The organism is Sorangiineae bacterium MSr12523, from assembly GCA_037157775.1.
Classification (GTDB): Bacteria; Myxococcota_A; Polyangia; order Polyangiales; family Polyangiaceae; genus Pendulispora; species Pendulispora brunnea.
In genome coordinates this window covers 12,297,250-12,322,417 of sequence record CP089982.1, presented here as the reverse complement: position 1 = coordinate 12,322,417, position 25,168 = coordinate 12,297,250, and the positions used below count along the sequence as shown (strand labels likewise).

Genomic DNA, 25,168 nt, shown 5'->3' with positions numbered 1-25,168 from the left:
CATGAAAGACCGATTTCGAAAATTCGCTCACACCATCGCGGAAGGCGCCGGCCACCCCACGGTCTTCTTTGCCGCCCTCTTCGCCATTGGTATTTGGGCGGTAAGCGGACCATTGTTTCGCTTCTCCGATACGTGGCAATTGGTCATCAACACCAGCACCACCATCGTCACCTTCTTGATGGTCTTTCTCATTCAGAACACCCAAAACCGCGATGCGAAAGCGATCCACCTGAAGCTCGATGAACTCATTCGATGTAATAAGGGGGCGCGAAACGGGCTCCTCGCGTTGGAGGACATGAGCGATGAAGAACTTCAGGAAATGCAGGCCGGGTTCGAACAACTTGGCCATCGATTGCACAAAGTTCGTGCAAGTCGCGCCGACCATCGAAAGAACGCGTAGCGCGCCGAGAAGGCTACGACACCTCGATGCGTGGTTGCTCGGGTTGAGGGGCGGCTTCCGAAGGGCCTTCCTCGTACCTGTGGCCTTTGATCAGCCGCTGTATCATGTGGAGAGCGACCGCTCGTGATGCGCCCGTGCACTGGCACTCGGGCCACACTGAGCAGCAGTCCTCGACATCACCGCTCGGGGCGTAGGAGAGCAAGACGGGAAGGTCGCATTTCGGGCAGCTCGAGATCTTGATGTGTTCCCTCACTGGCAAGCCTCCGTGTCGAGAGCTGGCCCCCCGCTGAACGAGCAGCCGATTGACGATCGGCGCCCGTTCGATGCTTGCCGGTGAGCACGAATCAAGCCAGCGACCAATTTCAGCGCGGGTGCGAAACTTTCACGAAAAAGAAGGCATCTAAGCGGGACCACGGACTCTCGCGGCCGGAGGCTGGGGCAAAAACGCCACATCGTGTGCGTGCTCGCGCTCAGATCGGCAGCTTGGCCGTGCTCTCGTTCGACATCGGCTGGCGACCGCCGTTCAAGAGCAGCTCTCTCGCATGCACTCCCTTCGTCACGAGGTACGCGCATCGCTCGATCGAGCCGGTGAAAAAGAGCTCGTAGAGTGGCAGGCGCTCGAGCCCGAAACGCTGGAGCTCGACCTCGACGCGAGCCGCCAGTCCCACGCCTCATTGTGCGAGAGCCTCGAACGGATCATCGAACGGTTGTCGAAGCTACGCGCCGCAATTTCATAAATGATTGGACATCGAGGGCCCGTTCTGTGACTCGCGTCTTAGGACAAGCCATGTTCAACGATGGCGGTCAAGAGTGCTGTCCGGGAACAGACAGAACTCATGAGGAAACCACCTCAACGCAAGGCGAGCGCCCCATTGATACAGCTCATCGCTTTGCTGGACCGGACCGAAATCCAGGCCACGCTGTAGAGCATCGCTTTCGCTGGAGGGGGGACATGCATGTACCGACCTTCGAAGAGATTGTTCGTGAGGCCTATCCTCAACTTGGTGACGTCGAAGAAGACCTCTCCTCGACTCGGAGTGGAGACGGTCCCACCGATATGAAAGTGTACTTGCTTGACGAAGTTCGAGAGTACATCGGCGCCGCGAGGCGCGCTCTAAACAAAATGACTCACGAAAGATTGGTGACGAGCAGCGGACGTTAGACGACTGACGGTCGCATCGTGTCTGGGTACACCTTTTCGTCTATATTGCATACAATCCGCCCTCGCTGCGATTCCAGTTCTTCAGTGCATCGAAACGCAGTGATGGACCTGTCAGGTTACCGATTTAGAAGTGAAATGTTCAAGCGGCAGCTGGCCGAAGAAGTCGAAAAGGAAGTCGCAAAAGCTCGTGCCGCCGACGTCCTCGTCGTCTTGCTCGCGCGCAACATTCCGGTAAACGATTCGGTTCGAGCCAAGATTCTCGCATGCACCGAAGCCGCGCTTCTCGAACGATGGCTTCGACATGCGGCGACAACGGCGACGAGCGCGGAGGACATCGTCTCGGAATGGGAACCTCTCCCCCCGCTCAATCCGCCGCACGGTAACGGGATAGGGCGCCGTCTCTCGGGATTCGACCGACATGGCATCGGCACGCGCATGCGACGGAGCGACCGTCGCCGAACGCACGCCGGATCCCTCGTAGCGAGCCGATAACCCCTTAATCGAAGGCCTCGCCGGAGATGCTCTCGGACTTACCTACTTGGTCTCCCGATGCGGAATGACTTGCTGGAGCGTGCTTCCTCCAGCACCGGAAGCGTAAAGCAAAACATCGCGCCGCCGCCCGGTGCTTCGTGAGCGGAAACGCTTCCGCCGTGTGCGTCCACAATGCCCCGGACAATGGCGAGTCCGAGACCAACGCCATGGCGGCCGGCTTCGCCGCCTTGCCAAAACGGTCGGAAGACTTGAGGGCGTTGTTCGGGAGCGATCCCAGAACCTGTATCGCATACTCGGAAGATCACGCGGGTACCTGTTCGTTCGAGCTCCACCCAAACGCGGCCACCATGTGGGGTGAACTTGATCGCATTCGAGACCAAGTTGCCGATAGCCTGCTCGATCCGGAGAGGGTCGCACCCGATCAGCACCTCTCGCTCCGGTAGGTGGCTGGTCAGCGCGATGCCTTTTCGATTTGCAGTATGGCGGAACTGATCGAGGACCTCGGTCACGAGCTCGCGAGCATCCGCTTCCTGCTGCTGAATGGACATGTGGCCCAATTCCAGCTGGGACATTGCCAGCAGGTCTTCAATCAGCCGCGTCATCTGCTTGGTGCTTCGTTCGATCGCCTGCGCAGCCGCAACGACACCCGGTGCTGGATCCATTTTCAAGAGCTGGGCGTACCCGTCCACGATGTTAAGCGGGTTACGAAGGTCATGTGCAACGATAGCCATGACCTGTTCGCTTCGACTGAATACCTGCGTTTCGAGTTGCTTTGCGTCGACCGCCATCATCTCGTCGATCGCGAGGTGCACCACCTTGGATTCATCCAGAGTGAGCACGATCCGATTTTCAGCGCATAGCTCGAGCAGGACCTCGCGAAAAATAGATAGCTCGCGAATGGTTTCCTCTGCTGTGTAGTTTACGTCGAAGCGGTGTTCTGCGTGCGCGGTACCGATCTCCTTCGCGCCTACGGAATGTCGGCCACTACCGTCGCTCAGATCGTCTACGTCAAAATCTCCGCCAGCGGTTCTTTCAATGATGCGGTCGAGCAGCACTGGCATATTGTCCTCGAGCGCCGGCCGCCCGAGCTTGTTGGCGGTGGGAACGCCGGGATCGTTGAGAACTCGGTCGAGCCACCGGTCGATTAGCGCCTCCCGCTCCTTCCGAAGAAGGGTTGCTAAACGGCCGGGGTTTGCCATCTCGATCGAAGCTCGTTCGTGATCGCTCATGTCTCATTAGGCGCTTCTTCACGCACGATGACCAGCCACGAAGACCGGACCTGCGTCGGCGTCGAGATCGCCTGCACGGAAAAGGGCACCCGAACAATCGTGGAAATGGAGTCTGGAGCGGTGCTCATTGGAAGATCCTCGGATGAGCCGCCGAACCGTGATCCACCTCCGGATAGGATGCGGCGCCATGTGGTTCGAAGACCTGACGCCATACCCGTATGGTCCTGCGAAGAGTAAGTCGCCCACGACGTTGAACGTCGGGCGGCTCGATGTGCGTTGGATTGGTCGAGGTGACTTCGCAATGTCTCGCAGGTGGACCTGTTGAAATTACGAGACATGGGCGTGCGGCCCCGCGAGAATGCCCTCAATTCGGGCGTCTCGAGCCGCATGATCAATCAAACCGCGCACGGCCTCAAGCAAGTTTTCAAGGTGCACGGGTTTCGTAACGTGCACATCATAGCCTGCTTCGAGAGAGCGTCGCACGTCCTCGGGAAAGGCATGCCCCGACAATGCCACGGCCGGCGTACTTCCCCCCTTTTCCGCCGGTAACGACCGGATACTCCGAATGAAGGAGTAGCCGTCCTCCTCCGGCATCGAGATGTCGCTGACGATCGCGTCCGCCGGGAACACTTCGAGCAGGTGGCGACCTTCGCTCGCAGATTTGGCCCCGCGCACAATTGCGCCACGCGCTTTCAACGCAGTCTCCATGAGGAGAAGCGAATCGTCCTCGTCCTCAATGACAAGCACACAGATGCCATCGAGTCGCACCTCTGCGTTCGAGCTCGATGATTTGGAGTCCATGGTGCACTCTAACGCGATCTTATCGGGAACTTGCGAACCATGGCTTCCACTCCCACGAATATTCACGAGTCCTCCGCAGGCGGGGTGGCGTCGGGAGGTGACGCGCGTCTGCGACCGGAGCTCACTTGTGGGCGTCGTCCAGTGGCGATGGGCGTCAAGGCGAGGTGGATTACTTCGTACTTGTGCGCTTTCATCGAACCAAATGCATGCTCGTTGCGCATGCGTCTGATGGTCTGCTCCATCGTGTTCAACGCGATGGCGCGCGTGGGGGCCTTGCATTCGCACCCGGCCAACAGCGGACAATGCGCGTGGATGCTGCCGTCCTCCTCGTATTCGAGGACGATAGGTAGATTTCGAAGCGAGTTCATGACGCTGGTCTCCTTCACATTCCGCCGCCGCGTGCCTCGATCAGCGGAGTGGAGAACGAGACGCGTCTGCTCGTTCATGAATTCTTGTTCCGATGGAAATAGATCCCGGCTGAACGTGGCACGGGACGACATCGGCGACGTCCATAGCACCTGCATGAAGCGCACCAGTAGCTTGGAATTTCGCGGTTGCGACATTCCCGTCGACGAATGAAGCGCATCCCCGAGACGCATCATCGGACAGTCGTTCGGGACAATTCGCTACGTTGATGTCCCAGCGAGCGCTCCTGACGCCCATGACCTGTTTCGAAGGCCGACGCCCTACACGTATGGCCATGCGAAGAGCACCTCGCGAACGTCGGACGGCCTCACCGGCGCGAGGTGATCATCCGATAGAGCGCGAGGAGCGTCCGAGAATCCAGGCGCGCGAACGTTTGCAGCACATCGACCCGTGAGGCGAAGTCCACGCTCGCGAGCAAGTCGGCCACGAGTTCCGTGCGCTGATTGTCCGGAGTGCCAAGACTTCGGTGCGCAGACGTGCCGGATCGGTTGTCATTCCAGAGCGGTGCGCCATCACGCTGAGAATGGCTAACATGGTCGCGAGGCGCCAACCAGCTCGTGAACAATCTCGATCAGCGACTTGAGCTCCACCGGCTTCGGAACGTATCCATCCTCGTCGGGCAGTCCGATGTTGCTCACGATGACGTCGGGTACGAAGGCATCAAGCGCAGTCCGCCCCTCGCGCGCCGAGGAAACGCCCTTCACGATGGCGCCTCGGGTCCGAAAAAGGGCCTCGAGGAGAAGACGCGAGTCGGGTTCATCCTCGACCACAAGCACGCGCGCACCCTCGAAGGGGATGGTTGGCGCCGGCGTTCCCATGGACGGCAGAGTCCATCCGAATGCTTGGGATGGAATCTGAAATCATCGCGGGGTGCCCGGACGTGAAACGGCCAGCGGTGCCTGGCTCACCAGACGTTGGGATCGCTTGCGATGCGAAGCCCGATCGATGCCCACACGGGAAGCCGGGTTTCGCCCAAGACTCCGCAGCCGAGCGTCGCATCCACCTGAACGTGCGAGGAAACATACTGCCGGCGCGCCCACCTGAAATGCCCCCAGGAGTTCTACGAGCTCCTGACCGGCTCGGGCTCTCACAAGGTTGCGACCCAAAGATCGCCGCTGCGCGTCACCCGACGCCATCGAATGCAGCGCTGCTTGGTTAGAGGCTGATTCCGTTACGCGATGCTCACCTGAATAGGCACCATTGCCTCACTAGAGAAATTTGGAACGCGCCTTGGGAGCACGGCGAATCAATTCTCCCGCACAACGAGCAATAATCCACATTCCTTGGTTGGCGTTCGCCATGCAAAGGCTTTGGCGAAGGGGGCACGCTCGTCGTCAGGCAGCTGGACTCATGACTCCTCAGGCTCCCCATGCACAAGGATTCGCATTCAGAGAACGCAGCCGCAGCCGCAGCGCCCGAACGTTCGCCACAGCTTGCTGGGATCCACGTTCTCGTCACGGACGATCACTACGATAGCCGTCTTGCACTGCAGATAATGCTCGAACAGCACGGCGCACGTGTTACGTGCGCAGAAAGCGTCGCGGACGCCATTTCTAAGCTTGAACAAGAACTGCCGGATGTACTGATCTCCGATATCGATATGCCCGTCGAAAGCGGTTACGATTTGATTCGCCGCGTGCGAGCGTCACCCGAAGCTCGCGCTTCTTGTCTCCCCGCCCTGGCCCTAACGGGACGTACCGGTGCCGAACATCGGGAGCAAGTGCTGCGCGCCGGCTTTACGATGCATGTGCCGAAACCGGTGAGAATCGAAGAGCTGGTCGCGGTCTTGGCGGCGCTCCCTCGTACGGGCGAAGATTCATAGTTCGCTCACATCAGCGCGACTCTTCCCGAGGCCGTGTTGGCGATGGCGCGATTGGACGATGTCCATGCACGTTTTGCCGCCAGCCATACGGCAAGAATTGCGCGCTGCGTGCGCTCATACACAGTCGAGCGACGCGGTCACGCCACCTACGCCTTTCACGATGACGAGGCCACGCAACGGAAAGACGAAGGGGGCTATGCGCGCCGATAAGCTGGTACTCGTCGCCAGCATGCTCCGGTTTGGCGATCCATTCCGCGATCACCATACGGTTGTCGATGTCAACGCCTGGCTCATCGACGACGAGTATACCCGCACCGTGGGCGATCCGAGAAACCGTCGATCAATGGCTTCCGCAAGGCTTCCAATTCGAACCAGCGAAACATCCGTCGGCACGCCGGTCGTGTCGGCGGCTGACCTTGCGCGCTCGAGCACCTTGTCGATGTTGGGGCACCCTTCGAACATCATGATCTCGATGCGTTTCATTCTCTCCGTTGTCTCCCAGTAGGCTGCAATGCAGCATCGTATCCAAGGTCATTGATCGCTGCCACGTACGCATCGAGGCGAGCGGGCGCGGGCTCGTAGCGCACCGTGGCCCTCTGCGCAGCTATGTCGAGCCGGAGATCGTAGAAGCCTCCGACCTTCGCCAGCGCGGCGCTTATGGGCGCAGCGCACGCCTCGCAGTCCATTCCCCGGACCTCAATGACCGACTGCGCAAGCTTGCCTGGTGCCGTGACGTTTCGATTGCTCGCGACGGCCCAGCGCGCGAAGAGCGACGGCGCGGCTGCGAGGGCGAGAACGAATGCGCCCGCAATCCATAGTCCCATTCGTGCCGCTCGCTTCTTCGGCGATGGCTCGCATCCGCATGCGGCCAAGGCCCCGCGTTTGGGTTTGCGGTAGCAGGGAAGCAAGCAACACGATAAGGCGGCTAGCGCCGCCAGTATTGCGCGTCCAATCGAGAGCTTCTTGGCACGATCGGTCGTTATCGACATGAGCTCGCCTCGTCCCGCTTGCACATAGCACATTAGTATGTACTTAAATACGATACAGTCCAGAACTCTTTCGGAGGCTCATCATGAATGGCACGATCCCCATATTGGCGGACATCGCGGGAACCATCTCCAACATTCCCGGCGCTTACGACGTCCTCTCGACCACGGCACGGCTGCTCAGCGACGGGAAACCTCTCGCAATTGCCCATCTCACAGACGAACTGGGTTGGAGTCTCGAGCGAGTCGACACGATTCTGGCCTGCTTCCCCGATGTCGAGCGAGATGAGGCGGGCAATCTCGTAGGATTCGGGCTCACGTTGCATGAGACACCGCACTCCTACCAGGTCGACGGAAAGCGACTTTTTACGTGGTGCGCGCTTGATGCGTTGTTCTTTCCGGTGATCCTTGGGCAGAGCGCGTGCGTGACGTCGCGGTGCCGGGCTACAGGTGTGCCTATTCGAATGGCTGTCTCTCCAACGGGGGTCGCTGACATCGAACCCTCGAGCACTGTGGTATCGCTGGTCACGGCATGCGAAGCCAACGAGCTACGCGGAGCGTTTTGCAATGCAGTCAACTTCTTCGCATCTGCAGAGGATGCTCGCACATGGCTGAGTGAACAGTGCTCCGGGCAAGTCCTTTCAGTGGAACGAGCCTTTATCCTGGCAAAGGATTGCGCGGCCGCGATGCGCGCCGCCTAGAGGGCCCTTCCCCGAGAGTAATGCGTCGAGTGCTGAGCTGAGAACAGATAGCGAAGGGCACGGCCCTCGGCCCGGTCGCAGCTCGCGCGTTTCTCGGGATGGGACAGTGCCTTTCGATCGCGACATGAAACCGTGCGTAATGGCCCAATTGTATTCAACTTCGCCCATCGCATAGCGGTCCCCGGCGAAGGGCTTCTTGATGCCTTCCTTGCCCTTCTTCGGATCGTCGAAAAATGTCGTCGGCAAGTAATGCTGAAAATCACGGTACGCGGTAGCCGCGGAATGAGATGCTTCGCGCACCTCATCGAGCACCTTCGGAGCCCCCGCCCGGCTGCCGGCGGCGATGTTCGGAAGCTTCGTCTCGAAAGACGCCGCGTTGGATCCGCTGGCCACGTGCCCACGTGGCGAAGGCGCGCCGCGAGCCGCTGCCATTCTTCACGGGTGCTGTCATGCCCTGAAACATGAAACCGACCGCACGAAACGGCTTCGCCCGATGTTGCGAAACCGCCGATTGCGTGATGCCAGAATCTCACCGATGCTCCAGAGGGGCGACGCGTCCCGCCGGGCGATGTCTTGAGCCCTCACACCCCAGGTAAATCGACTTGGCGCGGTTTGCGGCGCCGAGCGCCGCAGCGGCACCGACGCCCCCCACCCCGCCGGCAGCAAGAAGCATGGGCCCAAGCAGCATGCTGAAGCGGCGAGCGCAGCCACGACTGCTCCAGCCAGGGAAATGTCACGTGCGCGCGTTCAGAACGAACTAAGTTAATTAGCATTTACTAATATGCTGTGCGATACTCGCTCTTGCTTTGAACAAGTTCTCTATCACCGCACAACTTGCGGCCTCCACCGTAACCGTCGAGGGCGCCGCCGTCGCTTACAAAACAGCTCTACGCCTTCTCACCGAGGGGTGCTCCAGTAGACATCCAAGCGCTTGCCATGGGAGCTTGGATGGCCCGCCGATCGGGTCGACGGCTTCCTCAGTAGCCTTGATTCGTTGTGAGCGTCACGGAGGCGTCCGAATGGGACGTGAGTTTGCCGCAAAAGCGCTCGCAGGCTCGTGCTGCTGAGCAAGAGAAGAAGATCCTTCGAAAGTCTATCCAGCGGAGTGGAACCCACACGCGCCATGCCGAAGCGGCGGGACTTGATGTAGCCATCTACCCGTAAGACGCTCGCCGGCATCGGGGCAGGAGTTGGGTCGAGAGCGAACCGGAACGCGGCTCGTCATTCTATTGCGGCGACTATGTACCTTCTCGAAATCATGCTCGAGACGGTGGTCGACGCGATCGTCGATTGATCCGCGGACACGGCGCGGATGGGGATGGGCCGGGGCGCGTCCGTCGACCTTTGAACACGCTTCGGAGCGTCATCGATCTTCGCCGTTGTTGCGCGCGGCTTCGCCCGCCCCTCGGCCGATGGGGGCATCATCGGGCGAGCATCGCACGATCGGTTAGGCAATCAGCCGACGAACGACTCGATCGGACGCCGTGGACTCACCGGATTGTCGTAACTCCCGCAGTAACCGATCCGAAGTAGGAACTGCGGCGTGGGCACGCCGATGCGCGCGGCGATCTCCTCGCGGAAGCGCCCCTCTTCGAGCGCCTGCGACATTGGGTGCAACCCGATGCCGCGCTCGCGCACCTGGAGGAAGAGCCGCTGGAAACGGCGGCCGGCATCGATGAGTTCAGCGACGCCATCATCCTTCGAGCCGAGGACGATCCAGCCGCCACTGTTCGGGACGAGATCGCGTGCTATGTTCACCGCGCGTTCGCGCGACGACTGCGAGAGCTGCGACTCCTTCGAGAGGAAGGTCCGCGCAAACCATCCTGTGAGGCCCGTGACCTCGAGCGCGGGAAGCGTGAGTCCGTCGCGATGCTGCTCGACCTCGTCGTTCGACCAGCGGATCCAGCGAACGAGCTCCGCTTGTGCGTCGTCGCGATAAGCCTGAATGCGGTTGGCCTCGATGGTCACCTCGTCGAGGTAGTTGCATGAGCCCTCGCCGCGTGCGACGTAGGCGAGTTCGCCGGTTAACCGTTCGAGGTGCGCGAGGTCGGCGGCGCGGAGCGGTGTTGTGTCGAGCTTACGGCGTAGCGTTCGCCGGAAGCGCGCGCGGGCGAGATCAGCGTCGCTTGCCGGGGGAGACGCCGGCTCCAACGTCACGTCCGCGACGAGCGCGTCGCGCGCGTTTCTTGCGGCGAGCGCGATGTCCGCGTGCAGCCCGTGGACGGCCGCGGCCAACGTCAGGTTTTCGAGGAACGCTCCGAGCGAGAGGAGCATCTCGCGGTTATTGGGATCGACGGCCGGCAGCCATCGCTCTTTTACCGAGAGAACCGACAGACGCCGAGGAGACTCGACCCGCACCGCCCACGGTTGCGAGTTGTGGCTGCTTGGCGCGAGCGAGGCAATCTCGAGGATGGCGTCGAGGATGACGTTCCCGGTAACGCGGGCAGAGGGAGACCTCGGAAGATCGCTGCGCGTGACGCCTCCACATCCGGGGCCCACCCATGCAGCCAGCGACCCCGCGACGGTGCTGAGAAGAAACGAGCGGCGCCGCATTTCTCTGTTTGTACCGTAATGGAGCATGCGGGAGCGAGTAGGCGTCACGGAAAGAACCGCTCCTTGCGGGTTCTGTTCCACGACCCGCACTTGGTAGACTTTCCGTGCGCGAGCGCGCTGCGCAGGTGACCTACATTGAGCTCGAGTCCGAGATAGGCGCCGACGGTGTGCACATGTTGGAAGCGCCTCGCCTCGCCTCGTCGATGACCGAGACGATGCTGGCAGCGACGATCAGGCCGACTCCGGAACGGTCGCGAACAGCTTCTGGATGGAGGCCTTCACGGACTTCGGAATAAGCAACGAAGGGCGGAAGGGCGAGTTCCATGACCGGAAGGAATCGACCCGCCATGACCGAGAAATCGTGGTAACTGGGCGCAGACGTCGACGCCAATTAAGGTGGACCGTGGTTGCATTTTCATACTGGAGATGAAACCCAGAGCATTTCGAATCCCCGGACTTGCTGTCGCGGGCGTCGCCATCGCAACGTCTGTCAGAACGCTCCCACGTCGCGGTTCGAACTCCTCGTGCTGCGCCTCGCGCGCGGGATTGCTCGTTATTAAAGCCCGCTGACAGCGGGCGCGAACTAACCGCTGGGGAGGCGCCACGCTTCGGAGCCGACTTGCTGCGGGCTAGAGGTACATTGTCTCTCGATTCGAAATGAATGGGGCGTGCTCAGGACCGTAGATAAATCACATCTACGAGAGGTAGGTTCCGGGAGTTGAGAATCCAGTCGACTGCGGCGTGCAAGGTCTCGTTTGCGGTCTTCAGAAGGGAGTCTTCGGCGGGCATGCTCGCAAGTCTCTCCGTACACCGGTGCGCGGATATCCTGTTTCAGGGTAAACCGGCTTCGATGCAGTGGACCTTTACATATCGCTTTCCCTACGAGCCTTGTGTCCTCGAAGGACCGCCCTAGCCTGGAAATCTTGGCCGCATTTGAAGCCGACTGCGGCCCTCGACCCCTTCCCACGCCGCGATGGGACCGATGGTCAGCTGCCGGTCCACGCCGTCCTCTTGTTCGGAGGAGGGCGCGCTCTGGCCATGCCACGCTCGACGACCGTCGAAGGCCGCGTGGACCTCGGCTGGGCTCCCGCGCCATCTGGTTCGAAGACCCGACGCCATACACGTATGGTGTGCATGGCGAGGCAAGCGCCGAAGAACTTGATCTGCAGCGACCGGGCACGTCATTGCAGCAAACGCCAATGACGGCTGCGCTAAAATCCATCGTATGAGCGATCCCTTGGAGCATCCTTCTCGCACGGTCCGCGTGGTGGGAATCCATGCTAGCATTCTGGTGCTTAGCGTCGTCCTGGCGTTCGTGGCGATAGCGAACATCCATGCCCCCGAGCCGAAGGTGCTCAACCGCCCGATAACTGAAATGGATATGTGGGTTGGATTTGGCGACGGGATGCAGATCCTCTTGCTGATCATGAACATCCGTCTCACCGTCGTGCTCTACGCGTTAGGGTCGACGCTGCTGCTGTTCCTGCTGCGCCGTCGCAAGGACGCGCTGCTTTGGGCTCACGGGAGCTGCGTGACCGTGGTACTCCTCTATTGGGCTTCGGTTGGATATTAAGCTTCGATTGGGCAGAGCGTCATCCATTGTCGTTAAAGTTGGCACGCATGGGCTACCGTGCGGGGGAGGTGCCCAAAACTTTCGTGGCGCGGCTCGCCCTGCTCGCGAAGCACGCGCGTACGGTCTCTTCCCATTCGGCGAAAATCCATCGCGGAGCGGTTCGAGTGCGATCGTTCATCGATCCAGAACTTGCCGGTGTGATCGGCGCGGATAGGATACTCACCACAAGGAGTTGTTCGAAGAAGTGCAACGACGGCCAACAATCCCTTCGCTCGGGCTCACTCGTGCATATCGAAATACCCAAAACCCATTGCAGACGGGGCACAATTGCAGCACTTGGCAATCTCACATTCGAGATCATCAAACGTGATGTCGATGATATCCTGACGGCCAGCGACGACGACCTGCTCGAGTGCATGCGGCTGTTTGCCTCACGGATGAAGATCATCGTCGAGCCGACGGGATGCCTCGCTCTTGCCGGAGCAAGGCGGATCCCGGAAAGCTCGAAGGTCAACGTGTGGGCGTCATCGTGACGGGAGGCAATGTCGACCTACAGCGCTTCAACGCCCTGCTCGTATCGTGATGATGCTGAATGCGAAAAGAATTTCGAACGCTATCGCCGGGTGAGGACCTGCGGCCGCTACTCGCCACCGGACCCAAGCGCTCGTCGGGCGACAGGTTCTGCCGCGCTCGCTAAATGGCAAGCTACTGATGCCCTGTTTTTTTGCTTTTGCGCTAAAATTATGATCGATCGTCGAGTCTCGTGAACGGATGATTGGAGCAAGGACCTTCCCGGAGGCGGCGGAGGCTTATGTCGTCGACAGCGCCGGGGTCCCGAGCAGGTCAGGGTCGACCAACGACCGGAAAAGCGTCGACGATGGCGTCGAGGCCTCGAAGCATCAACGGCAGCTCGGTCTGATCGAACCCGAGGGTGCAGTGGAGGCGGTTCCCCGTACCGGGTGCGTCGCGAAGCTCGCAGTCGGCTTCGAAGTGACCGCGCCCATCACCGACGACCTTTATCGTCAGCCATCGTTCCATGGTCTGGAAGGTCGCCGTGCCGGCTAGCCGGCGGTGAAGCGCGCCGAGCGCATCTCGGAACTCCACGAACTCCTCGGCACGAAGATCCGCGTTCATCGAGCCGCGAAAGCCACCGGCGCACACCTCGATGGCGCAGTCGAGCCAATTCCCATCCCAATAATCGGCACAGTCCGCATGGCTGCGGCGCCGTGCCCGAACAGCAAGATGCTCTCCATCGGTGGCTCCAAGCATCACGACGACGTCCTTGCTGGGGCTATTTGAGCTCGAGGTCGACATTGTCTTCGCCTTCATCTCGTCCAGGGCCGTAACTGCGGATGATCTCCACAAGAAGCTCGAAGAGGGTCCCCTATTTCAGCATGCCGCATATGAGACATGCTCATCGGCGACCCGCTTCGTCTTGAATACCGCGCACGCTGCAAGACTAGTTCGCCCCTTCGGACAAACTAGTTTGGCTCGTCGTTCGTGATGCAGCGGCAAACCGCCACACCGCGTCCGAGCCTGGCCCAACGGTAAGTTTCGAGCTACCTAGGGCGACCTCCTGACGGTCGACTTTTCGTTGAAGGGCGAATCGCAATTCCACAAGGCCGGTTCGCTCGGCGTCCGCGGTAAGGCGCATTTCAAAGTCCGGTCCTGTGGCCACGGCATCGTCCCCCTCGCGCCGGACTCTCCAACCGTAGGCGGCGAAATCGGTGGCAAACTCGTCTCGCTCGCGACATGGCATCCGATAGTGAGCCGAGCGTAGATTCTCAACAAGCATCTCGGGCCGATATCGAATGAAAAGATAGTTTCGTCGAGATACATCGTTCGGATCCCGCTGCGTACCAGCAACGCGCCCAGCCATGAATTCCGGTCGGTACTCCATGACCCAGCTTCCGAACGGTGCCTTGGGGCGTTCGGGCAGGAACGTCGCTGTCGTGAACCAAGGGAGCTCTCGCCCGTCAGGGTCACGCTTCGTGACGAGATGCGGGTGGAAGCGCCTGCCGCTGGCGCGCAGCCGAGATGCAAGCCTTTCCAGTCCACCACGTTCATCCACGCCCAGGCCGATGGCGCCGTCACCCGCGGCCGTGGACGGACCTGGTCCGAAGAATTCGATCGAGGTGTCGCGCCCGTAGAGGTAGAAGCCAGTCCACGACTGCCCGTCCGCCGTCGCGTTTGTTCTTTCCTCGGCCGCGGCGAGGTGTTCGCGGATGAACGAGTTCCTCTGGATCGCGGCCAGCGTCTCAGCGTCGAGCGTGGCAACGACGTGATTCAGGACGACCCGCGGTTCGGGCGCCTTCGTTGGCGGACGGGCATCCTGGCCGCGAGAGCAGGCCGCCAAGACGGCCAAAAGGGAAACGAGCACCATTCGCAAGCAGAGGGGTCCGCGCACGCGCCCATGGTACCCGAACGCGGCCCACCTATACCCCGTGTTGCTCGATCGTTGCGTCAGCCCCCGGGGGTACCCGTCATCTTCATCGGCCCCGCTGCGCAAAACCCGCGCCTTCGCTTCCGGCCTGGCGCTCGAGCGGCTGGACGAGACAAAGGCGGTGCACAACGGCTCGCTCGAGTCCGTCGTCCTGGTTGGCATGCGATGCGACCGATGCGTGGACGAATTACGAGCGGACGAGGCCATCGTCAGCGACGTGACCGCCTTCATACAAAATCCCTAGTGGGCTAGATAGGGGCTACAACCGAGCGTAGTGCCGTATCGAGTCACGCGAGATACCAGTCAGCAAATGTCATGTGCCGCCCGTCCGGAAATGTGCACGGCGACCAGCCCTCGAGGTCGGCGGTTGCGTCGTGCCATACGCGACCGGCTTCGGTGCCGGATACAACGAGCCAATCGCGGAGCGCGCATCCTTCGTGGCAGATCGGGATCGCACCGTCGATCGCGATCCAATACACCCGTAGGATCTCCTCGTCGTCTTCCGAAGTTTGAATGCGCTCCAGCTCCTCGGCTGACAAGTTCCACGATGTCGTGTACGGGAAAGATTTCGCCAGATTGCCGACGATTCCATCCGCCGTCCACGGCTTGAAGCCGGAATGGTCGTCCATCTCTCCGAGCTTGAAAACGCCATAGTACGGGCCCGCGCCACCATTACCCAGCTCGGACAGGAACGAGCGGTAGTCCGAGGGTAGGCGGATTCCGTGCGTGCTTTCAAACATGTCGATCGTCTCTCGTGGGACGCACGGATGAAGATGGAAACCGTGTTCGCCCGCGCCGAAGACTTGCTTCCCGTTGGGCCCGCGCTGTCGCAGCGCTTCAAGGCCATTCCTAACTCGATCGAGAAAGTCGCTCACCTTTGCACCACCGTCCCATCGTGCCGCACGCCTTTGAAGAGCGCGCACGCCCATCGTAGCCGCCACCTGCCCGCGGCCGACACTGAAAGTCGCGACGTGGCGACCGTGGTCCGCCGGATGCACGCGGCCTGCGCTAACTCGATGTGTGCGATGCTATACCCCAAACATCGTCCCACGCCGCGCGTGACGCATGGCCGCGCCTCGTGCATTCTCGCGTTTGGCCACCTTTCAGGGCGGGGAGTCCGAACGATGCGAAAGAATCCGTTCGATGAGCTCGAAGGTCGCAATCACAGGGAGCTCGGCAGCACGTTCTCCTTGCCCTAGCTTCGCACCCAGCTTGGACGCATGAGGAAAAGCGTCACGTTCACCGCGGATTCGGTGCGTCGATGGATTCGACGCGGTGTCACGCTAAGCTGCGCACGATGTGCTTATGCCCTGCTGCCCGTGGAGCCCTTCGAGTGATGCAGCGACTCGTATCATAAGAACAGGGCAGGAGGCCGGACGAATCGGACGCCGGCCTCAGGCCCGACGAATCACTTTGGAATACGGAAGACTTCCGCGCTTCCCGTGGACCAATATACGTATTTCGCGTCGACTCCCATGTTGTAAATGGTCTTTTGACCGGCGGCGATCTGCACGGCCGCGCCGCCAGTCTTCGCGACCTTGAAGATGCCCTCGACGGTGAACGGCTCCGTGTAGGCGCTGAAGTATAGATTGTTCGCGTCGGCGGCGAGCGAGAGGCAGCCGTAGACGGTTTTACCGTCGACCGTGCCGTCGAAGACCGTGAGGGGTGTTCCGCCCGCGAGCGGAAGGCGCGCGATCGTGTTGCCGAGATTGAGAAAGGCGACGGCGCCGTCGTAGTGGATGCGGCACGGCTCCTCGTTGAACGATGCGACCACGGTGGGGGTTCCACCACCTTTTGGTATCCGCAGGAAATCGCGCCTGTATGCAGTGTACACGTTGTTGGTGTCGAGCCCGAGCTCCGTGAGGTCTGTGGTGGACGTCGTCTCATAGAGAACTTGCGATGTGCCGCCCGCGATGGGCACGCGCCTCAGGCGATTGCCGCCGCTGTTTTCTCGGGTCGTAAAGAACACCGTCGTGCCATCCGTCGCGAGCCACGTTCCGTATTGGTTGTCCTCTGCCCAAAGCGTCGTGGGGATTCCTCCGGCCTTCGGCATCGTACGCACGTAGCCCAGTCCGCCCCAAAAGATCTTTTCGCTGTCCGTTGCAATGCCCCATCCCACGGGCTGACCGCTGGCGAGCGCGGTGTACGTGCCCCCGCCCACGGGCATTCGGCCCACGATGTCGGTGGGGGACGCATCGCCCCCGCCGGTGAAAAAGAAGTCGGCCCCATCGAGCTTCCAGACAAACGCGGGGACCTGCGATGCAATGAGCTCGGGCGTCGCCAAGACACCCGCTGTTGTTTGGACCGAAGGGGAAGCTTTCTGCTCGCCCTCGCGCTCATCCTCCAAAGAGGAGGCCGCGCTGCAACCGGATGCCACGATTAAGATCAAGAAGATTCGAGCAGACTTCATGCGACGCCCTCCACCTGCGAATGAAATAGCGGTTCAAGCCTCAGTAGGATGCGACGAGAACTACACTCGCAGCATTCAGGAATGGCACCATCGGCGGAACGGTTGGCGCCCTTGGCCGGAGTTTGAACGACGCTTGCCGCCAGCTCCGTCGCGTTCGCGACAAGAAGCGCCCTCCTCGACACGCGGGAAGCGGCGCTCGGCTGCAAGGTACGGTAGTTTCTATTTCACGTTGGGCCCGGCGGGAGCTTCGAGAGCACCGTCACTCCTCGATGATCGCAGCTCGAGCGGAGCTGATCCTCTTCCACGGTCCGTGCATGCGGGGCACTCCGCGAAGGGAAGCTATGGCGTTGCCGCGATGGCGAGCTTCAATTTCGCCTATGCAGGGCGCGCGCACGAAGCCCGCCGTCCGCGACGGCCATCGGCGCGATGCCGACGGCGTACCAGAACAAGTCGGGAACGTTGAACGTGGTGCCCAGGACGAGGCGAGCCAGCATGCTCCGGCGCGCGAGTGAAGCTGGGATGGACGAGAGCTGCCCGAATTCGATCGCCCAACAGAAGCCGAGCGCGATGGCCGCCGCTCGCCAGGGGGAGAGACGTGGCGCGATGGCGATCACCAGCGTGTAAATCAGGGAAGCGTAGAGGGCGACGCCGGCATACTTGGCGAACGCTCCTCCCGTCCATTTTCGGATCGCGAGCCCGGCGAACAGCACAAGGAAGGCCACCGCGATGGCGGCGGGGAGAGAGGCTCGAGAGGTCGGCATTGGCAGGCCGATACTACCGGTACATCCTGTCGATTCGGTGCTCGGGTGATTCGGAATCGAGGACGTCCGGTGGCTCGAACGAGTGCGATGATTCCGCCGTTCGGCGAGGTGGACAGGGTGCATGCACGTTCCGGCTGCGAGCCACACGGTAAGAATCGCGGGGCGCGGCGCTCATATACGGAAGGATGAGAGGCCGACGGCGGTAGTATCTGGGATGGAATCACACGACGCGTACCGCGGAGACATCCACGCCGCGCTTGCAGAAATCGATGCGCTCACGCGGCAGGTCGATGCGCTCACCCGGCAGAATGAGAGGCTCGTCTCGCGATGGTGGCGCACCATGGTGGTTGCGAGCCCGGCGATTGCGCTGGCGGGTTGGCTGACGTCGGCCTGTATTGCCGAGCTGCGGCGCCCGATCTTCGGTCACACCCGTAGCTCGGCGCACACTGTCCGGCAAGCGGCCCAGCTTTTCCGCGTGAGTACGAATTCCACCGCCTGCCCGTCAATCTTCGATCTGCAACGTGAGCGACAATTGGAGCCGTCCTCTCGCGTCGCCGATGAGTGGAACAATCCGTTCCTAATCGAGTGTGCGGATGACGAAACCGTCGTCCGGAGCGCAGGACCCGATAGGATATGGAATACCGCCGACGATATTCGTGTTCCCGCTTTCAAGTGACGGTTCGCACCACCGCGAGGCCCCAAGCTGGAGCACCCCCCATGGGCAATGCTGAAAGAGAGCCGCGGGCCATCCGCGGCCGAAGAGGGGAGCGTGGACGCGGAGATTGTGCCCGAGGACGGTGAACAAGTTCCCTAGCAACTACCGCGAGGCCCTGCGAGCCTTAACTCCGCGGGGCTCTCCCCCCAAAGCCGACGATAATGAGTGGGACAGAGGGCCTGGGCAGCTCAACGAGACTGACGTCTTGGAGAACATTCTCGGCGACAATTCCCAACGGTAACCGACAGCAGGAGTCAAGGGCGAGGGAGCACCATTGCGTCCTCCTCGCCTTTGCCCATTCTCGGCCGCCCGCAAAATGAGTATCGACGAGGCGACAGACAGTTCTCCCGGAGGGTGCAGGATCCGCGCATTCGCCTACTTCCGCGGGTGCGCCCGTCCATGCGTTGCCGCACGCGCACGACCACACCAGCACCAGATTGGCACCTACTTCTGCACCTGTCGCTCGAAAATGAGTTGGACGCCGCAGCAACCCGAGTGAAACGAATTCGAAAGTCGCCAGCCTTGCGCCGCGTACTTGTCGAGCGCAGCCTGAACCTGTTCATTCGAAGAGTTCAATATGTAGAATGCAGAATATTGATACGATGGCCCTGTTTGATTTTGGGCACGCGCAGGGACAACCAGGTCCCGAACGCTCACTCCCGTCGCGCAGCCAATCATCATGACAATGCCAAAAATCAATCCACGCTTCATGCCCCAACCTCCTGGCGAGTCTCATATCACCCGAAGGCAGCGCGCACCATCCAAGGCCTGTCCCTGCGCTTCAAACTCGGGTCGCGATGCTCGCGTCGCGACTGAAAGGGCTGCGGGCGTGATGCGCAAGGGGCGGCAGCCACCGCGGCCGAGCAACGGGTCGTCGACGCGGAGATCGTACCCGATGACGGCGACGCGACCCACCGAGGCGCCTTCGCCGGAGCCATGTTCGGGCGTCGCAAACCAGCGACCCCCTGATTCAGACATCATAGCAGAACATTCGGACGACTCGCGATATCGCGAAACGATCCTGATTCAGATGTCCGACTCCGGAATGAGGCGTCCGCGGGATAGCGCAAAAGTGCGCGATGATGATATTGGACCGGAACTCGCATCTACACGAGACCATGAACGCACGGAAAGCCAACAGCGGGAACAAGTCGACCCTCCGCACGATCCTCGAAGAGTTGGACGCCGGCCTTCGGGGAAGAATGCTGCGTCGACTACGGGCCCGGAAAAGAATGCAATTCGGAGCGCGTCGACCCCGCGTTGGAAGTCATCGTTCCGGAGGGGACGCTGGTCCATAACCGGACGGCGCTGGTCTTCGCGATGGCGATGAAGGACGGCGCGTTCGTCACGGTCCAACTGGTCACGAACGAGTCGCCCGAGGCGACGGAGGCCCACGAAGTGGCGCGGGCCATGAGCGTGCTCCACCAGGTGGCCGCGGGACGCTAGATCCGAACGCCGGAGCCGTGCCTCGGCTGCAAGTGGAGTCTTCGCTGCTACACGAAGACCTATCCCGCGCCCGCACCACCGCTGATCTTAGCGCGGTGCAACTGTAACCTCGACTTCAGCGGGACCGCTGTCGGCGCCCGCGTTGCAGCTCTTCAAACCCATGCAGGCAACGACCTTGGGAGGGGCCTTGATGTACGTGGTTGCCAGCTCTATCTTGGCGGGTCCAGGCCGAACGTCGGGCAGGACGAAGGTGAAACGTGGCGGATCAATCTCGGGCTGGAGGCGCACCAAAAAGTCATTCGGGTGATAGACGGTCACGCCTATGGCCTTGCTGTATCCGGACCACTCGTCCTCGGTGGATGTCCACACCAAAGTGACGCGATCGCCGACGCGAAGTTGGTTGGATGGCTGGATCTCGAGCTGCCGTTGAGCCAAAAGGTGCCTGATCCTGGCCTCTGCCCGTCGACCATGGCTCTCGACGACAACGATGCTTTCCGCGCGATCTTCGAAAATGGAATTCATGCGAGAGCGGAACACGGCCGGAGCGCATTCTGTGAGCTGAATGGGGGCCCCAGAGATCATGGTCGGCGGCGCTTTCCCGCCCTTGTGGCCAAGCTCGAGTGCCTGGCCATCCACGCTGATTCGCATGTCGTCCGGTGCGACGAAGCAATTGGAATTGCTGTCGGTGCTCAGTCGCGTGGTGATCACCATGGGCCGATCGCGCATCTTGACAGCCTCGATCGTGAGATCGACATCGCTGAAGGTGTGACTGCCGCCGAACAGGGAAGCGCAGCCGCCACCCGTGCCGCCGCCCGAGCTCGAGCACCCGCCACAGAGGAGGATGGTAGCCACGGGGAAGACGAATCGCTGCATCATGGCGTTGGACGGGATGCGGCGACCGATAGTCACGTCGAGCAGGAGAATGCTCACGACCTCCGCTCGCTCCCCCCTCTTCGCCTCCGAAAACCGATCACCGAGGTGATCGAAATAGTTTCGGCCCCCCTGATCGGTTTAATGATCGGTTTCCCTCGCGCGAGCTGGCTGAAAACGCGGCGATTTGAAACCGATCGCTGATCGTTTCCGTGCCCGCCGCGGGCGAACCGGCGCGATCGGCTGCGCGCGCTTGCCCCGCGGGTGTCCCTCGCGCCGCGCCCTTGACCTCTTGCCATTGACGTGAACGGCAACGGAGGGGGCGAAAAGCGCGAAGCGAAGAGCGGATCCACGGGAGCGCCGCGCACGATTCGAATGGCCGCTTCTCCGCAGAAGCGGCCGATGGCCATCGCTGCTCTCGAGAAATTCGTATTGAACGTACTTGTCCGCTAAGACCGCGTCAACGCGTCCGCTGACGAGGTCGGGGTAGGCGGCTTCCTGCGTATCATATAGTCCTGTTTGGATCTCGCCGTCGTAGTTGTCCTCCAACCAAGTCGCGGCAAGAGTTGCGCGCTGGGTACCGATAATCCTTCCGCGAAGAGAGGCCTTGTCGATTTGAAGTCGACGTTCTTGGGCGCGATGAACTGGAGTTTGGATGAACAATACGGATCGCTCAAGTTCACGGCCAGCACTCGCTCATCGGTGATTAGAGGGACGACATGAGGAGGCCGGTTCTCGATTTGAACCTCGCGATGCTTCTCCAGGATGCCGGCAGGTACTTGTTGTCGGCGACATTTTGCTGCTGCACACTTGGCGTAGCGCTCGCACACGATAGTTGTGCGCTAAGGGAAACACGCCCGATAAATGGAGTCGGCGGCTTGCTGAGACACGCAGGCGATGTTCACCTGGCTCGGATTGGCGCGATGCCCCTGACAGGTGCACGCACCATTGTCGCAGGTGAAGATTTGCGTCTGCCCTGTGCACGTCGTCTGGCAATAGCACGAGCCGTTCACCGAAAAGCTTGTGCACGTGAGCGGGCAAGCGGGCCGCGGATGATCGCTTTCGGTGTTGTCGCTTCCGCAAGCGACCAAAACGACGATGAGCATCACCAACGCCGAGAAGGGTTTCATGCTGGCACGGAGAATACCGTGGCGGATGTTCGACGGTAGCGGCTTCTCGCCCCCGTGAACATGCGTGGGACTCTTGGGGCGAACGCCAGCCGAAGCCCATCACGTCCACGCGCTGATCTTCGAAGACCTCCCCTTGCGTCCCGCCCGTCCATGCATTACATACTGAACCACATGGTTCAGTATGAGAGTGCCCGCCTCGATGCCTCGTTTGCCGCGCTTTCGGACGCGACCCGACGCGGCGTTCTGGAGCAGCTCGGGTGTGCCGACGCTTCGATCACCGAGCTTGCCGAGAAGTTCCACATGACCCTCACGGGCATGAAGAAGCACGTCGGTGTCTTGGAGCAGGCCGGGCTCGTCACCACGGAGAAGGTCGGGCGGGTTCGAACCTGCAGACTCGGCCCGCGCCGACTGGAGGAGGAGACGGCATGGATCGAGAGGTACCGCCAGCTCTGGGCCGCGCGCTTCGACGAATTGGACGAGATTATCGAGGAACTGAAACGCAAGGAGAAGTTCGATGGACGCACGAAGAGAGAGTGAGCCTATGCCCATGAAAAACCGCACCACGGTGGAACGGACGTCCGAGCGTGAGCTCGTCGTCACACGAACCTTCAACGGCCCGGCGCGCATGGTGTTCGAGGCGTGGACCAAGCCCGAGCTGCTCAAGCGGTGGTGGGTACCGAAGTCGCTTGGCTCGTCCCTGCTGTCCTGCGAGGCGGATGTTCGTGTCGGGGGCAAATACCGTTTCGTCTTCAGCAACGGTGACTCAGAGCCCATGGCATTCTTCGGTAGGTACCTCGAGGTGATACCGAACTCACGCCTCGTCTGGACGAATGAAGAAGGTGGTGAGGGTGGGTCCGTCACCACGCTGACCCTCGAGGAAAAAGATGGCAAGACGCTGCTGGTCATGCGCGATCTCTATCCGTCGAAGGAAGCTCTCGATGCTGCGGGCACCGGCTTTGCGGACGCGATGGTCGAGATGTTCGAGCAACTGGACGAGCTTCTCGTCGCCGTGGACGCGAACGTGGGACAGTCCTGAAGTCGTCGCAGTAGAAGACGGCGCCATCACTGAAAGCGTGCGTGCCATGTCCTTCCACCAATTGAGGCGTCTCCATTCGTAGACGCGAATTCGGGAGGCCGGCACATTATCGGCGGAAACGGAATGGCTTCGTGCAGCGCATGAGAACGATGTCTGCATATCGTTCTCATGTGCGCAACAAGATTTTCTGGCGCCGCCTCTCGAGTATATTTTCAAACGCGTCGCGCGGATTGAACGACGTGATCTGACCCGCAGGGACGAAGATTGAATCGAAGTTCCATTGAATGGCTGGTCAACGGAATCTATCCGAATCGATCTTCGTCGTGTCAGCCGCGTTGACGAGCACGTGTTGAATTACCAACACTTTTTGACTGTCGTTTCCGAAACGGGATGGTGTCGCGCTCTTGGCATGAGGACGCCGGTTCGGATGGCCGTGGCGATTCCCTTTCGAATTGCTCCGCGAGGGGCGTTTGGCGGACCGATCGAGCTCTACAGGAAGGAGTGGCCGCGGCTCGTGGTACAAAGAAATAATCGGTTTTTGGTGCTTCTCTTCGGCCTAGGCGACCTCCATCTCTCGTGTGCAAAAGGAGACACGACGAAGATGAGCTTCAGATCCTTCACGGCGGCCGCCTGCGTGGCTTTCGCATCTATCGCAGCAGCCGCCTGTGCAACCACGCCCTCACGTGCCGTGCCTGCCGTGGCTCGTAGTTCGGGTGAGACCGTGACCACCAACTTCGACCGCGTCATCCCGAACATCCCCGGGAAGTCGCTGATTGCCGTCGAGGTCACGTACGCGCCGGGAGGCACATCCACACCGCACCATCACGCGAATTCTTCCTTCATCTACGCCTACGTCGTATCCGGTACCATTCGCAGCCAAGTCGAGGGCGAGCCGGCCCGCGACTTCCACGCCGGTGAGAGTTGGTACGAGCTACCGGGAGCGCATCATCTCGAATCGAAAAACATGAGCACCACGGAGCCCGCGAAGCTCCTCGCGGTCTTCATCGTCGATACCAACGACAAAGAGCTGACCACCCCGGACAAATAGGAACCACGTTTGCGCGTCCCTTTGCCATTCGAAAGGGGCGCACCACGATGAGCACGGAGAAATGCGATGACCACGATGCGAGCCATTCGAGCCCATACGCAAGGTGGGCCGGAGACATTGGTATTCGAGGACGCCCCCCTACCCGTGGTCGGGCCGCGGGATGCACTCGTTCGCGTGCACGCGGCGGCCATCACCCCCACGGAGTTTCTCTGGCCGGAGACCTGGGCACACCACGATGGAACGAGCCGTCTGCCGATCATTCCATCCCATGAGGTGTGCGGTGTCGTGGCGGAGCTCGGCGCGGACACATCCGGATTGGCCGTCGGTGACGAGGTCTTCGGGCTCACCGCCTTCGACCGTGATGGTGCGGCCGCCGAATACGTGGCGGTGGCCGCAGATGCCTTGGCGCGCAAACCGAAGAGACTCGACGCGGCGCAGACGGCCGCCTTGCCGCTGTCCGCGCTCACTGCATGGCAAGCGCTGCACGAGCACGGCGGCATTCGCAGCGGACAGCACGTACTGGTGCTCGGCGGGGCCGGTGGGGTCGGCTCCTTCGGCGTACAGCTCGCGGTGGCGGCCGGCGCGCGGGTGAGTGCGACTTGTTCCGCGCAAGATCGGGACTTCGTTCGGCACCTGGGGGCCACCACGGTGCTGGACTATGCCTCGGAGGCGGTCGAGCAGCATCTCTCGGATGTGGATCTCGTCCTCGACACCGTTGGGCCAAAGGTTGCGCGCGGTGCGATGGCGAGCATGCGCTCTGGCGGCGCGTTCGTCTCAGTGGCGGTGTCCGAGCCGGATCGAGACGCGGCACGGCCCGACGTTCGCGTGGAATGGTTCATCGTGAAACAAGATCGCATGGGGCTTACGTCGCTCGCGGAGCTGGCCGATCGCGGCGCGCTCTCCTCCAACGTGGCAGGCGTCTACCCCCTTGCCGATGCGCGGGTGGCGTACGAGCGCGGGCTTCGCGGCGGGAACCGGGGCAAGATCGTGCTACGCGTGCAGTAGTGCGCCCGGGTGAAGGTGATTCGGATTTGGGGCGCGCTGCATGGTGCTCCCACCCTGCCCGTCACCAATCGTTCAAGGGCTGATCACATCGATCGATGTAACCCTGATCGCGCCGATCACGGTCTCCGTTCGAAGAGCGCAAACCAGTATGAAATGCCG

Annotated in this window: 28 protein-coding genes; 13 read left to right on the top strand and 15 right to left on the bottom strand. The window is 61.2% G+C overall.

The features are described 5' to 3' along the window. Nucleotide 1 precedes the first annotated feature (1 nt). Nucleotides 2–400 carry a low affinity iron permease family protein gene (locus LZC95_48735; protein ID WXA94321.1) on the top strand — a complete coding sequence of 133 codons (399 nt, stop codon included), beginning with the start codon at nucleotides 2–4 and terminating at the stop codon, nucleotides 398–400. A 470-nt stretch (nucleotides 401–870) separates the two neighbouring features. Here LZC95_48735 and LZC95_48730 read toward each other — a convergent pair whose 3' ends face one another. Next, entirely contained in the window at nucleotides 871–1,068 is a 198-nt protein-coding gene (locus LZC95_48730; GenBank protein ID WXA94320.1) for a hypothetical protein, read from the bottom strand. 629 nt (nucleotides 1,069–1,697) lie between these two features. Here LZC95_48730 and LZC95_48725 point away from each other — a divergent pair. Further along, complete coding sequence (locus LZC95_48725) at nucleotides 1,698–2,054, top strand: hypothetical protein (GenBank protein WXA94319.1); 357 nt, start codon at nucleotides 1,698–1,700, stop codon at nucleotides 2,052–2,054. Between the two features lie 38 nt (nucleotides 2,055–2,092). On the opposite strand, the gene LZC95_48720 is transcribed toward LZC95_48725, so the two are convergent. The 4 genes from LZC95_48720 to LZC95_48705 form a co-directional block, all read right to left on the bottom strand. Then, nucleotides 2,093–3,283, bottom strand: a complete 1,191-nt coding sequence (locus tag LZC95_48720) for a sensor histidine kinase (protein ID WXA94318.1) — start codon at nucleotides 3,281–3,283, stop codon at nucleotides 2,093–2,095. A 327-nt stretch (nucleotides 3,284–3,610) separates the two neighbouring features. Then, entirely contained in the window at nucleotides 3,611–4,084 is a 474-nt protein-coding gene (locus tag LZC95_48715) for a response regulator (protein WXA94317.1), read from the bottom strand. A 62-nt stretch (nucleotides 4,085–4,146) separates the two neighbouring features. After that, entirely contained in the window at nucleotides 4,147–4,452 is a 306-nt protein-coding gene (locus LZC95_48710) for a hypothetical protein (GenBank protein ID WXA94316.1), read from the bottom strand. Nucleotides 4,453–5,037: 585 nt separating this feature from the next. Next, the gene (locus LZC95_48705) at nucleotides 5,038–5,328 is read right to left on the bottom strand and encodes a response regulator (protein WXA94315.1); all 291 of its coding nucleotides are present in this window, start codon (nucleotides 5,326–5,328) and stop codon (nucleotides 5,038–5,040) included. Between the two features lie 551 nt (nucleotides 5,329–5,879). Here LZC95_48705 and LZC95_48700 point away from each other — a divergent pair. Then, entirely contained in the window at nucleotides 5,880–6,332 is a 453-nt protein-coding gene (locus LZC95_48700; GenBank protein WXA94314.1) for a response regulator, read from the top strand. Between the two features lie 196 nt (nucleotides 6,333–6,528). Continuing rightward, a complete protein-coding gene (locus tag LZC95_48695) occupies nucleotides 6,529–6,837 on the top strand; it encodes a hypothetical protein (protein ID WXA94313.1) in 309 nt (102 codons plus the stop codon). Here LZC95_48695 and LZC95_48690 read toward each other — a convergent pair. Continuing rightward, nucleotides 6,812–7,156: a heavy-metal-associated domain-containing protein gene (locus LZC95_48690; protein WXA94312.1), complete on the bottom strand. Its 345-nt coding sequence runs from the start codon at nucleotides 7,154–7,156 to the stop codon at nucleotides 6,812–6,814. The genes LZC95_48695 and LZC95_48690 overlap by 26 nt on opposite strands. Before the next feature lie 248 nt (nucleotides 7,157–7,404). On the opposite strand from LZC95_48690, the gene merB reads away from it, so the two are divergent. Next, nucleotides 7,405–8,019, top strand: a complete 615-nt coding sequence (merB, locus tag LZC95_48685; protein WXA94311.1) for an organomercurial lyase MerB — start codon at nucleotides 7,405–7,407, stop codon at nucleotides 8,017–8,019. 1,455 nt (nucleotides 8,020–9,474) lie between these two features. Here the strand turns inward: merB and LZC95_48680 are convergent. Beyond that, nucleotides 9,475–10,572 (bottom strand): hypothetical protein, encoded by a 1,098-nt coding sequence (locus LZC95_48680; GenBank protein ID WXA94310.1) that lies wholly within the window; start codon nucleotides 10,570–10,572, stop codon nucleotides 9,475–9,477. A gap of 1,225 nt (nucleotides 10,573–11,797) precedes the next feature. Between LZC95_48680 and LZC95_48675 the strand changes: the two genes are divergently transcribed. Together LZC95_48675 and LZC95_48670 are read left to right on the top strand one after the other, a co-directional pair. After that, entirely contained in the window at nucleotides 11,798–12,145 is a 348-nt protein-coding gene (locus LZC95_48675; protein ID WXA94309.1) for a hypothetical protein, read from the top strand. A 47-nt stretch (nucleotides 12,146–12,192) separates the two neighbouring features. Continuing rightward, nucleotides 12,193–12,678: a pyridoxal-phosphate dependent enzyme gene (locus tag LZC95_48670; protein WXA94308.1), complete on the top strand. Its 486-nt coding sequence runs from the start codon at nucleotides 12,193–12,195 to the stop codon at nucleotides 12,676–12,678. Between the two features lie 310 nt (nucleotides 12,679–12,988). Here LZC95_48670 and LZC95_48665 read toward each other — a convergent pair whose 3' ends face one another. The 5 genes from LZC95_48665 to LZC95_48645 form a co-directional block, all read right to left on the bottom strand. Further along, nucleotides 12,989–13,459: a hypothetical protein gene (locus tag LZC95_48665; protein ID WXA94307.1), complete on the bottom strand. Its 471-nt coding sequence runs from the start codon at nucleotides 13,457–13,459 to the stop codon at nucleotides 12,989–12,991. A 145-nt stretch (nucleotides 13,460–13,604) separates the two neighbouring features. Next, nucleotides 13,605–14,528, bottom strand: a complete 924-nt coding sequence (locus LZC95_48660; GenBank protein ID WXA94306.1) for a DUF5829 family protein — start codon at nucleotides 14,526–14,528, stop codon at nucleotides 13,605–13,607. A gap of 347 nt (nucleotides 14,529–14,875) precedes the next feature. After that, nucleotides 14,876–15,328, bottom strand: a complete 453-nt coding sequence (locus LZC95_48655) for an SMI1/KNR4 family protein (protein ID WXA94305.1) — start codon at nucleotides 15,326–15,328, stop codon at nucleotides 14,876–14,878. Nucleotides 15,329–15,996: 668 nt separating this feature from the next. Beyond that, a complete protein-coding gene (locus LZC95_48650) occupies nucleotides 15,997–16,998 on the bottom strand; it encodes a hypothetical protein (GenBank protein ID WXA94304.1) in 1,002 nt (333 codons plus the stop codon). A 365-nt stretch (nucleotides 16,999–17,363) separates the two neighbouring features. Next, nucleotides 17,364–17,759: a DUF2809 domain-containing protein gene (locus LZC95_48645; GenBank protein WXA94303.1), complete on the bottom strand. Its 396-nt coding sequence runs from the start codon at nucleotides 17,757–17,759 to the stop codon at nucleotides 17,364–17,366. A gap of 214 nt (nucleotides 17,760–17,973) precedes the next feature. On the opposite strand from LZC95_48645, the gene LZC95_48640 reads away from it, so the two are divergent. Continuing rightward, entirely contained in the window at nucleotides 17,974–18,435 is a 462-nt protein-coding gene (locus tag LZC95_48640) for a hypothetical protein (GenBank protein ID WXA94302.1), read from the top strand. A 483-nt stretch (nucleotides 18,436–18,918) separates the two neighbouring features. Here the strand turns inward: LZC95_48640 and LZC95_48635 are convergent, their stop codons facing one another. Then, the gene (locus LZC95_48635) at nucleotides 18,919–19,185 is read right to left on the bottom strand and encodes a DUF4177 domain-containing protein (protein ID WXA94301.1); all 267 of its coding nucleotides are present in this window, start codon (nucleotides 19,183–19,185) and stop codon (nucleotides 18,919–18,921) included. Nucleotides 19,186–19,734: 549 nt separating this feature from the next. Here LZC95_48635 and LZC95_48630 point away from each other — a divergent pair. Beyond that, nucleotides 19,735–19,920 (top strand): hypothetical protein, encoded by a 186-nt coding sequence (locus LZC95_48630; GenBank protein WXA94300.1) that lies wholly within the window; start codon nucleotides 19,735–19,737, stop codon nucleotides 19,918–19,920. Nucleotides 19,921–20,007: 87 nt separating this feature from the next. On the opposite strand, the gene LZC95_48625 is transcribed toward LZC95_48630, so the two are convergent. Continuing rightward, nucleotides 20,008–20,850 carry a hypothetical protein gene (locus tag LZC95_48625; GenBank protein ID WXA94299.1) on the bottom strand — a complete coding sequence of 281 codons (843 nt, stop codon included), beginning with the start codon at nucleotides 20,848–20,850 and terminating at the stop codon, nucleotides 20,008–20,010. A gap of 782 nt (nucleotides 20,851–21,632) precedes the next feature. Continuing rightward, nucleotides 21,633–21,920, bottom strand: a complete 288-nt coding sequence (locus tag LZC95_48620) for a hypothetical protein (protein ID WXA94298.1) — start codon at nucleotides 21,918–21,920, stop codon at nucleotides 21,633–21,635. A 171-nt stretch (nucleotides 21,921–22,091) separates the two neighbouring features. Here LZC95_48620 and LZC95_48615 point away from each other — a divergent pair, with 171 nt between their 5' ends. The 4 genes from LZC95_48615 (at nucleotide 22,092) to LZC95_48600 (ending at nucleotide 25,009) form a co-directional block, all read left to right on the top strand. Next, the gene (locus LZC95_48615) at nucleotides 22,092–22,457 is read left to right on the top strand and encodes a helix-turn-helix domain-containing protein (GenBank protein WXA94297.1); all 366 of its coding nucleotides are present in this window, start codon (nucleotides 22,092–22,094) and stop codon (nucleotides 22,455–22,457) included. 4 nt (nucleotides 22,458–22,461) lie between these two features. Next, a complete protein-coding gene (locus LZC95_48610) occupies nucleotides 22,462–22,956 on the top strand; it encodes an SRPBCC family protein (protein ID WXA94296.1) in 495 nt (164 codons plus the stop codon). Nucleotides 22,957–23,677: 721 nt separating this feature from the next. Beyond that, nucleotides 23,678–24,004, top strand: coding sequence for a cupin domain-containing protein (locus LZC95_48605; protein ID WXA94295.1), 327 nt, complete (start codon nucleotides 23,678–23,680; stop codon nucleotides 24,002–24,004). A gap of 66 nt (nucleotides 24,005–24,070) precedes the next feature. After that, nucleotides 24,071–25,009: an NADP-dependent oxidoreductase gene (locus LZC95_48600; protein WXA94294.1), complete on the top strand. Its 939-nt coding sequence runs from the start codon at nucleotides 24,071–24,073 to the stop codon at nucleotides 25,007–25,009. Nucleotides 25,010–25,168 lie beyond the last annotated feature (159 nt).